The 9,925-nt window shown below is 43.2% G+C and carries 11 protein-coding genes and 1 pseudogene; 8 read left to right on the top strand and 4 right to left on the bottom strand.

What is annotated here, in order from left to right; translation table 11 throughout:
- Window positions 1-443: 443 nt before the first annotated feature.
- The 4 genes and pseudogenes from AC2VE5_RS22105 to AC2VE5_RS22090 form a co-directional block, all read right to left on the bottom strand.
- Window positions 444-648 (bottom strand): annotated as a pseudogene (locus AC2VE5_RS22105) (ChaB family protein).
- Between the two features lie 411 nt (window positions 649-1,059).
- Window positions 1,060-1,659 (bottom strand): hypothetical protein, encoded by a 600-nt coding sequence (locus AC2VE5_RS22100; RefSeq protein ID WP_486889839.1) that lies wholly within the window; start codon window positions 1,657-1,659, stop codon window positions 1,060-1,062.
- A gap of 164 nt (window positions 1,660-1,823) precedes the next feature.
- Complete coding sequence (locus AC2VE5_RS22095) at window positions 1,824-2,849, bottom strand: DUF2235 domain-containing protein (RefSeq protein WP_486889838.1); 1,026 nt, start codon at window positions 2,847-2,849, stop codon at window positions 1,824-1,826.
- Window positions 2,850-3,031: 182 nt separating this feature from the next.
- Window positions 3,032-4,201: a GIY-YIG nuclease family protein gene (locus AC2VE5_RS22090; protein ID WP_486889837.1), complete on the bottom strand. Its 1,170-nt coding sequence runs from the start codon at window positions 4,199-4,201 to the stop codon at window positions 3,032-3,034.
- A 116-nt stretch (window positions 4,202-4,317) separates the two neighbouring features.
- Here AC2VE5_RS22090 and AC2VE5_RS22085 point away from each other — a divergent pair, with 116 nt between their 5' ends.
- The 8 genes from AC2VE5_RS22085 (at window position 4,318) to AC2VE5_RS22050 (ending at window position 9,765) form a co-directional block, all read left to right on the top strand.
- Window positions 4,318-5,112 (top strand): RecB family exonuclease, encoded by a 795-nt coding sequence (locus AC2VE5_RS22085; protein ID WP_486889836.1) that lies wholly within the window; start codon window positions 4,318-4,320, stop codon window positions 5,110-5,112.
- Window positions 5,113-5,130: 18 nt separating this feature from the next.
- Window positions 5,131-5,313, top strand: a complete 183-nt coding sequence (locus tag AC2VE5_RS22080; RefSeq protein ID WP_486889835.1) for a phosphorylase family protein — start codon at window positions 5,131-5,133, stop codon at window positions 5,311-5,313.
- A gap of 254 nt (window positions 5,314-5,567) precedes the next feature.
- Window positions 5,568-6,536: a CobW family GTP-binding protein gene (locus tag AC2VE5_RS22075; RefSeq protein ID WP_486889834.1), complete on the top strand. Its 969-nt coding sequence runs from the start codon at window positions 5,568-5,570 to the stop codon at window positions 6,534-6,536.
- Between the two features lie 166 nt (window positions 6,537-6,702).
- Window positions 6,703-7,218, top strand: coding sequence for a DUF1097 domain-containing protein (locus AC2VE5_RS22070; protein ID WP_486889833.1), 516 nt, complete (start codon window positions 6,703-6,705; stop codon window positions 7,216-7,218).
- Window positions 7,219-7,273: 55 nt separating this feature from the next.
- Window positions 7,274-7,993, top strand: a complete 720-nt coding sequence (gene nthB / locus AC2VE5_RS22065) for a nitrile hydratase subunit beta (protein ID WP_486889832.1) — start codon at window positions 7,274-7,276, stop codon at window positions 7,991-7,993.
- 41 nt (window positions 7,994-8,034) lie between these two features.
- Complete coding sequence (gene nthA, locus AC2VE5_RS22060) at window positions 8,035-8,643, top strand: nitrile hydratase subunit alpha (protein ID WP_486889831.1); 609 nt, start codon at window positions 8,035-8,037, stop codon at window positions 8,641-8,643.
- Between the two features lie 16 nt (window positions 8,644-8,659).
- On the top strand, window positions 8,660-9,004 hold the full coding sequence (locus AC2VE5_RS22055) for a nitrile hydratase accessory protein (protein WP_486889830.1): 345 nt from the start codon (window positions 8,660-8,662) through the stop codon (window positions 9,002-9,004).
- 134 nt (window positions 9,005-9,138) lie between these two features.
- The gene (locus AC2VE5_RS22050) at window positions 9,139-9,765 is read left to right on the top strand and encodes a HupE/UreJ family protein (RefSeq protein WP_486889829.1); all 627 of its coding nucleotides are present in this window, start codon (window positions 9,139-9,141) and stop codon (window positions 9,763-9,765) included.
- Window positions 9,766-9,925: the final 160 nt, after the last annotated feature.

Here is a 9,925-nt window from a genome sequence, read left to right as displayed (position 1 = left end):
AAGTTTGTCACTGTGTAGTTGATGGGACTGCTCAACAGATATTGGCAGTAGTCAAGTTTGGTGAATCTCATCCCTCTGTTTTAAAATTTTCCTGTTTGCATGAACCTATCCCCTTGCGTAAGTCCTGTTATTAATAAAAGGGGGAAACCAGAGCCTTTGCTTGTCACAGAGAAAGGCTGAAACTTTTATCCTTCAATAGTTTCACTACATAGTTGCCCCTGGTTGCACGAACCTTCTATTTCCGCCTATTTACTAGCGTTTGTCCTGAGTGCAATTACCGTTTCCCACAAGCTAATTTCCATATCGTTCATTTCGACTGCCCCAATTGTGGATGGGTAGACGATTTGGTATAAGCTCGTTCATCGGTAGTGCAAAGGCTGTTCTGACCTTCGCATTGTACTCGTGCCAACTTTTCAGGCTTCACAGACTATAGTAAATCTGAGCTATTCGGGTTTTTTATGCCAGTTGCCGTCTTCTCCTTTCTCGCACGTCACGCTTCACTGCCGCCCAAGCTACTCGAAACGCCCTCTCCTCCTCTTTGTATTCTTCTTAGGCGCTATTAAACGCGGCGCAGAATATCTCTGCCGCGTGTTTAGGTAGGTGGTTTTTTACTGAGTCTGGTAGGTCGTCAATTTGCTTATAGGGCATGATTTTACTCTACCTGTCCGCTCTAGATGAAAACAGTTATCTAATAAGCCTCAATCTTTTCCGAGCCTCTTGCCATCAATCTTTCGAGATAAACAGTAAATCGCCGTAGTTAACCGACAACAAAAAGTGACTCAATAAAATACCCTCCTACGCGGCATAGCGTTAAGAAGGGCAATACAGCAGTTCTCATTCCGATAAAGTACAGCTTTAGGATTTAATTACTGTGAGGTCATGCTTAAGGTGTACTGCACTCAAGTGCGAACCGCTATAGTTTGAATGGGTATGAGGAGCAAGCATTTTCTTTGCTCATATCAACAGTTAAGCACTTGGATGTTACGGCACTATGGCAGATAAAACACAATGCTATGACGAACAATAGGGTATTAATACAACCTTGCAATACCGAGGGTTTTATCCTCCCTTCACTATGCCCTTAATAGTTGTATCTAGTATATCTACATCCTTTGCGGGATAAACAGAAGCTTGAGTTCCCCTATATAACTGCTTCTTGGGTATTTGCCCGTGCCGCTCTTTGTAGGATTCATTTGCCCACATTTCAATTTTCATGCGTTGACTTGCACTAATTTCTAATCCTAAATGTTTAGCTCTCTGCTGAATGAACCAAAACTCAGGCTCTTTCTTAGCGATCGCTGCCTTAGTATTTCTGCGGGACGAGTGAGTAGCGATGCCTGCGGTTGTTCGCTCTGCTACCATCGCCGCCCCTTCTAGAAATGCCACCTTCTCAGATAAATCTGTGACCTTACTTTGCAGTAAATCAAGGTGAGTTGCCAGATACTCATCCACGCTTGCTCTAACTCGCTCGTCAAATTGCTTATCCAATGGGTCTACATCTAGATTATCTAGAGAACCATCTAGGTAAAGTTGGATGAATCGAGTAAGTGTAGCGGTCGCGGTTGTGCCTTTTTCCTGGCATCGATTTATAAATTCTGCCCATATCTGCTGGTCGCAGTTGAATGATGCTAACTTCTTGTCCCGTCCTGTATTGCTCATATCTAGGTACTTGTCTAGGTAAACACAGGTATAGAGAAAAACTCTAACTTGTTTTGTACCAAGGTATCACCTAGATAGGACCGGGGTGAGCGATGCCGAAGTCGGTATGCTCGTTTGCGTCCATGCTTCGCAAACGCTCTGCGACCATCGCTGTCTTGCCACTGTTAGCTATTGGCTGATAGGGCAGTTTGAAACTTCCGCAGATTTTCTGGGCGGTAATCACTTCTCGCTTGCCAACGTTTTTTCACGCTTTCATGGAGATCCTCAAAGCCACCAGTAATATCGCGCTGCTTTGTCCCCGTTACTTGGTAGATAATTCCTGGTTGATTGTCAAAATCGATAGTGGGATCGGGATGAATCCCGTCTTCAACATTGTTTGGCTCGAACTCAAGTCCTAGTCCTAGCTTACCAATTTCACTCATCATCCATTGTAAAGCCAAGTCTGACAGACCCCTCTGTTCCTTCGTGCCGCCGCCAACACTACCATGTTCGCCTGGAAACCAAACTTGACGTAGAACTTGAGCGTTAAACTTAGGACTTTTTTCCATAGAAGTAACATCAAACACCTTTCGCAACTCATCTATTGCTACAGCGTGTAGTGCCTTTTGGATTATTGAACTCAAAGTTGTGTCGTGAAACTTGTACTTGGAATTGAGCCAATTATCTATAGGCAAAAAAGGAATTTGGTCTGGTACGCCCAGCGCACCAACAGTATCCCAACAGCCAAGTAGGGCAATTGGTACGCGCTCTCCATAGTTCGCACGAAATGCTTGCGCCTCTGGGTCACTTGGTTTGATATCACGATCTCGGTAAATTCTATAGGCTTCAGGTGCAGAACGAATATTGGGGCGTGACAGTAAACCTGAGCAATAGATCATCCCTGCCAAGCTGCGTACAGTGTATGCGCCGCGACTGAAGCCAAACAGGTATATTTCGTCACCCTCGTTATAGTTGAGAGATAGAAAGCGATAGGCATCTTGAATATTTTTATCAATTCCCCACCCAAAGGCTCCACCAACAAGCTTATTAAGCTCATCTCCCGTACCAATTCCCTCATCATAAAACACGCTTTGAGGCGTTCCATCATTGCTGACTGGTTTAACTGCTTGAGCAATTTTGACCACGTTAGTTGGATAAGAACTAGCTAGTTTTTGCCAAGTTCCGTCGCAACAAACTATAAGACGTTTCATATTTTCTCCTTTTTTAGTGGATGAAAAATTGTCTAATCGTGCCTACTTTAAAGCAGAATCAAACAGTACAGCTTGCTTTCTAGTTTTTTCTTAATCAGAATTTATGTTTTAGCCTCTGCTTGCTGCAACCGCACTATTTGATCGCAACTGATGCTAATTATTTAAAAGTTATCAACTATCTACTATGTTTGCATCACAGCTAAGATTTTACGCGCCATGTCAACAGATACGAATGCCATTACAGCAGCATCGCGCAAAGAACAGCCTTGGTGCAGTGCTGTAATTACTCGCTGTGATGAAGGCTTAGAAAGGAAAGTTTGCTTCAACTGAGCTTCAGTGCGATCGCTGACCTGTACATCACCCTCTGCAATCTGCCCATCAGCTAAGATCGCTGCGAGAAATTCATCTTGCTTTCCTTGAACAATATTCTGCTCTATTGGTGATAACATCTTGGCTTCCATTTCGTGCAGGTCGCGCCCTACTGCTTGTGTCTCATCAGAGTCGGAAAATTTAAAGTATTCAGTCAAAGTGCCGATTGGATAATTAGAGTCAGCGTAACGGTATTTAAAATACTTTTCTGCATTACCCCGATGCGCCCAAACGTTAATTACCTCAATTTCTACAGTCTGGTAGTGCGATCGCAAATCCCGATAAACCTCCGCAAGTCGCTTGGACATAGGGCGGGTAGTTATGCCAATTTTGTACAGAATTTTTTCATCCGCCTGAACTTTCAAGTAGTACAAACTAGCAAGCAGAATCTTCCTCATTTGAGCGCTATAAATTCGCAAGTCAGTGAGGCGAACTCGTAACTCCTTCTGTGACAGCACAGAGCCAGAATTGGTGAAAATAGCTGCTTCTAGTTGGGTTAATTTCTGCTCAATCAGCGATTCATGCAGAGGGTTGAATGAATTTAGTGGTAGAGCGCCAACGGGAATTAAGCCTAAATGGGTGAACTGGTAAGCATTTCTGCCAGTGGCAGCATTAATATTTTGATTTTGCGAAGTCTCTACTAGGTTTTCTCTAGTGAAAGCTGGTAATATCTCCAAGCGATCAATGCCGTTATCGTGCGCTTTGTGTCTGTGCCAAAGTTTCTTTAGTTGCTCTAGTTCTTTTCCCGTCAAAAAAATGTTGAACGCATTGTATAAAGGTAGATGCGGAATATCTCGCGGTTCTCTTTTAATAATTAAATTGCAAGTTTCCCCATCATGAGCAAAGTGGTGTTCTTTTACTTTGCCTTTTTTGGCGATCAATGCCCTGCCACAATACGGACATCTTAAGGTTGTTTTGCCACTGGCTACGTCCCCAATTTCGATGAGTTTATTATTGACATCAACACCGTACCGCAGCCACATATTCGCGCTTCTTACTACACTTGCTTCCTGTAATATTCAGCATCTTCTGTATCGATACTTATCGAGACTTCGCGCTAATATGACCCAAAGAACTGACTTCGCGCATTTTCTCCCTAATGGCTTACCAAATTTCTGCCACAAAACTTCAAACCTACCACCGTTGCCCTCAAGCTTACTATTTTCGTTACGAGTTGGGTTTGAAAACTCCCGGATTCTTCGGTAATGCCAAGTTTGGTACAGCATTACATCAAGCACTTGCTCAAGCTTACCGCGATTGGCACTACCGTGACCCAGTACCGCCCCTTGATTGGGTTTCCTCGTGCTGGCAGCGATGTTCTAATAATCTCAGTCCAACTCAAGCTGAGGAAGGACAAGAGATTTTAGAAAATTACTATTATCAGTTCATCGCAGGTGAAACTGCGATGGCTCGACCTTTAGCGGTAGAAGGATTAATTAAAGGACGCTTGTTAGTTAACAACTTAGAATTTAAAGTTTCTGGACGCTACGACCGCCTCGATTTTCTGGGAGACGGGTTGGAACTAATCGACTATAAATCAACCAAAGAAGTCAAATTGCCAAAGCCCGATGAAATTGACTTGCAAATTGGTCTGTACTACATAGCTTTGGAGCAAAGATATCAATCCTGCTTGCGGCAGTTGAGCTTACTTTACTTGCGGACAGGTGAGAAGATTGTTTTTGAAGCTAGTGGCGAACATAAACAGCAGGTAGAAGCTGTTATCGGTGAATTAGCTTTGAAATTGCGTACTGACGAGCTTTGGGAAGTAAAAACTGGAGAACAGTGCGAAATCTGTAGCTTTAATCGCTACTGCGCGGCGGTGCAAGATCAGCCCGAACCTCTGCCACAATCAGCTAATGCTCCCCGGCAAATGCAGCTATCACTAAATCTGTAGCGCGTCCTATATTTAAGTGTGGAAACTACCACCTCGGCGATGGTGGCGGATGCCAATAATGTCCCCTTCATTGCTGTGAGAAGCGTTTCTGATTTAGCTGGCGGTGGAGAAGCGGCGGCGGCAACGCAAATCGGTACATTTTTTGCAATCGCTGCCGAAAACCAAGCACGGGTTGTTTTTGCGCTGCTTGAGGTGCTGTGAAGCAAAGACCTTGAAAGAAGTCTTTGCAAGTTGAATTTTTCAAAAATCCAGACTTGTTGAAATTATATGTATTTGTTTCAAATACTACATTATATTTTTTGAAATCATGAGATAAACAGGTGTAGGTTTTTCCCAAATTAGATTTAATTTTAATACTACATTTTAGAATTCTTTTACTTCTAAAGCTTTGTGATTGATTGAAAACTCGACTTACTTCTCCTAACTAAGTTAGAGAGCAATAACTGATTAGAACCATGATGGCAACAACAAACTGCTTTACTCCTGTTACGGTCATTACAGGCTACTTGGGATCTGGAAAGACTACCTTATTAAATAATATTTTGACTTATAATCACGGCAAAAAAATAGCAGTAATTGTCAATGAATTCGGTGATGTAGGAATTGATAGCAAGCTTGTAATAGATGCGGACGAAGAAATTTTAGAAATGAATAATGGCTGTATTTGCTGCACAGTCAGAGGCGATCTAATCCGCATAATTGGCAATCTTTTGGAGAAGCGAGAGAAGTTTGATTACCTAGTAATTGAAACAACAGGGCTGGCAGATCCGGCTCCAGTAATTCAATCCTTTTTTGTAGATGAAATCATGCGTTCTAAAACTGAACTAGATGCTGTAATAACGGTAGTTGATGCCAAGCATATTTGGGATCATTGGGACAGCAGTGAGGCGCAGGAACAGATAGCATTTGCAGATGTAATTTTACTCAACAAAGTAGACTTGGTTTCACCTGGTCAAATCGAACTTTTGGAAAAGCGAGTTCGAGCAATAAATACAGTTACAAAAATATATCGTACACAAAATTGCGATTTGGAAATTGACTCGATTTTAGAAGTTAAAGCTTTCGATCTAAAGAATGCGCTGTCGATCGATCCTACATTTTTAACTGAAGATGCTCATAATCATGATGAGACAGTTTCTTCAATTTCGATCGTGGAAGCTGGCTCTATTAGTAGTGATAAGCTTACAAATTGGCTCAATCAATTAGTACAAGCACAAGGAGCAAATATCTTTCGGATGAAGGGTATTTTGAACGTGGATGACGAAGATCGGCGATTTGTGCTTCAGGGAGTCCATATGCTGTTAGAAGGTAGACCGGGAAAACCGTGGAAGCCCCACGAAGAACGCAAAAATGAGATGGTTTTTATTGGTCGCAATTTGCATGAAGCTGATCTAAAAGAGGGCTTCCAGTCCTGTCTAGTTTAAGTGGTACAACTAATTAAAGACTTGAGGGTGAAAATTAGCGAAGCAGCAGTATCTACAACTTACGAAAGTTTCAATCTTGATTACTTTAATAGTGTCAACTCAAGCTAAAAAATCTGTCCCCTTAGTACCCATTCAGTTCACAAATTCTTGAGAAGGAGCTTCTCTGATGAAAAAGTTAAATGCTTACAGCATCAGCATTGGGGTCTTGGGCGCGGTTGACACCTATCTAACCGCTACGTTAATTATCGTGCCTGTTTGGGTTACGTTTATTGCCTGGGCATCCTTTTTCATTTTGGGGGGAAAGTTATCCGGCTTGAAGCAAAGTATCGCCTCCAACTTAACAGGTATTGCGATCGCCTCTCTGACGCTATTAGCTATTTCGGCTTTGAACGCCAATCCATTAGCGGCGGCAATCTGCGTTGGGTTTGGAAGTGCAGCTATGGTGCAGGTTTCTAAAATCCCTCTGCTTATGGCAATCCCGGCAATTGTTTGGGGATTTGCATCTGCCGTTGGTACAACAATTGCAACAGACAAAACCATCACAACACCAGGGTTAGAGAATCCCGCACTGGTGGCTGCTGTCGCCATGATTTTAGGTGGTGTGTTTGGCTATTTGTCAGAAATCTGGGGCGATGCGATGACGAGAGAAAGTGCCTCTGTCAGAGAACGCACTCGTGTCTAAGAAATTGCATTATTTGCTGCATCGATTTTTGTTCGTGATTTAGGGAAGCAAGTGAATGAAATTACAGCATTACATTGGTGGCATAGAAGGGCTAGAGACATCTAGCTTTGAGAAAAGTGTTTTTGTGCAGCCATGGGAAGAACGAATTTTTGGCATCCATGTGGCAATGATGGGCTTGAGCAATCATCTAAAAGCCGTTAAAACAACGCCAACTCAGTTTAAAAGCTTCTGGACGTGGGGACACCTCCGCAAAGGTGCGGAAGGCTTAAACCCGCTTGACTATTTTAAGTATCGCTATTATGAGAAGTGGCTGGGTGGTATTTCTGGATTTTTTGTAGAGTCAGGATATATTTCTAAAGAAGAATTAGACTTCAAAACTACCGCTTATCTGAAAAATTTGGATGCACCTTTACCTCAAGGAGGAGAAACCGCGATCGAGAACCAGGTAATAGAGTACCTGCGTGCTGGCGATTCGCCTAAGTGTGAAGTTGTGATTCAGCCGAAATTTAAAGTGGGAGATGCGGTCACGGTGAGAAACCCTCCCCCAGTAGATCATTGCAAGCTGCCAGGATATTTACGAACCAAGAAAGGCGTGGTTGAGGAAGTTTATGAAGGAACTTACAATTACTTCTTCCCCACCAGTGATGGGGTGGGCGATCCGATGCCAATTTATAACGTGAAATTTGATTCACACGATATCTGGAACAATCTAACCGAGCCAAAAACTTGGATTTACGTCCAGATATTTGAAGGCTATTTGGAAGATCCCGTTTAACCAATTGAGTACTTAGCTTAATCTATTGAGAATAAAATATCATGAGTGAAAGTATCGATCGAGAAACTTATAGTGCGGCACGAGTTCGAGCATTGGAGTCGCTTTTAATTGAAAAAGGAATCATCACGGGCGAAACGGTTGATAAGGTGATTGAGTTTTTTGAGAAAGACATGGGTCCATTTAACGGAGCCAAGATAGTGGCGAAAGCGTGGGTCGATCCGGCATTTAAGCAGCGACTGTTGGAGGATACTCCATCAGCGATTGCTGAAATGAATTTTCCGCGTGGTATGGCAGGTGCTGAAGGAGAACATATGAGGGCAGTAGCAAACACCGCCGAAGTACATAATTTGATTGTTTGCACTATGTGTTCGTGCTATCCATGGCCCGTATTGGGATTACCACCTTATTGGTTCAAAGACCCAGCATTTCGAGCCAGAGCAATTCGAGAACCCCGGAAAGTTCTACGGGAATTTGGGCTAGACATTTCCGACTCAATCCAAGTAAAGGTATGGGACACAAGCGCCCAAATTCGTTGGTTTGTGCTGCCAGAACGCCCCGATGGGACTGAGGGATGGGCAGAGGAGCAGTTGACCGCGATTGTTACACCAGAGTCCATGCAAGGTGCGGCAAAAGTCGTTGTATCTAATTAGGTTGGGGAGAGAGAATATGCAAGTTAAATTTGAGCAGTTTGCCGCCGCAACTATGCTGGGAAGTGAAGATGCGCCTCCTCGCAGCAACGGAGAACTTTTGTTTCAAAGACTTTGGGAAGGACGTGCTTTTGGGATAGCGATCGCTCTCTCCAAGAAAGGACATTATGAGTGGGAAGACTTTCGTCAGGGATTAATTGCCTCAATCGCCGAATGGGAATCAACCCATTGTAAAGACGACCCTGATTGGGATTACTACCAGCGCTGGTTGCTTGCTTTGGAACGGTTAGCCCTGGAGTCAAACTTGCTCAACTTAGAAGAACTCGATCGGCGAACTGCCGAACTTTTGGCTCAGGAAGACTAGAGAGTTGCCCTTGAACAATTTACGACATCCCACCTAGTAATGCCCCTCTTTGCGAGGTTTGAATTATGTATCAACACCTAGTCTCATCATTTAATTACAGCCAAAAGTTGTGGCAGGCAAGGGTACTGTCCATTATGGCAGTAACTCTTTTGTTTTTATTTGCCTCTCCAGCAATGGCGCACCATGCAATGGGTGGCAGAACACCAAGTAATTTCTTTGAAGGCTTCCTAACAGGGTTAGCGCATCCGCTAATTGGTTTCGATCATTTTTCTTTTATTGTTGCTGTTGGATTATTAGCACCTATCAAGCGGCAGGGCATTTTAATTCCAATCGCCTTCATTATTTCTGCCATGCTGGGAACGGGTTTGCATATTTTTGAATTGAGTTTGCCAGGAGCAGAATTACTGGTTTCGGGATCAATTCTGCTATTTGGCATCTTATTGGTAATGAAAGATAGTCCCAACACGTTCAAGATTGCGCTCCTATCTGCGATCGCAGGTATATTTCACGGTTATGCTTATGGGGAATCCATTTTTGGAGCAGAGATAACCCCCATCTTTGCCTATTTGGTTGGTTTCACCACAATTCAAATAGTTGTGTCAGCAAGTGCGTTTGCAATTAGTAAAAAGCTGCTTCAATACAACAAGCAACAAGCAATGCCTGCTAACTTGCGCTCGGCAGGTTTAGTTTTTTGTGGTATTGGCGGAGCCTTTTTCTCCTCACAGTTAATCAGTGTTATTCTCCCTCTACCAAAAGGTTAACTCTAGGCAGTGTGGAGAAATTAATCGGGATTGAGCCGAGATAAGTGTAAGTGCGATTCGTTCTGGAGAAACCCAGTTTATGGGGGGATTCCAGGCTTTAGTAGAGTAACCTTTATTAGGCTAAGTTCGCACTTTAAATCCTCTACTGATGACAACTTGA

Source organism: Aliterella sp. E5.1, assembly GCF_057473825.1.
The sequence above is the reverse complement of the archived record's forward strand: the minus strand, read 5'-3'. Positions and strand labels throughout refer to the sequence as shown.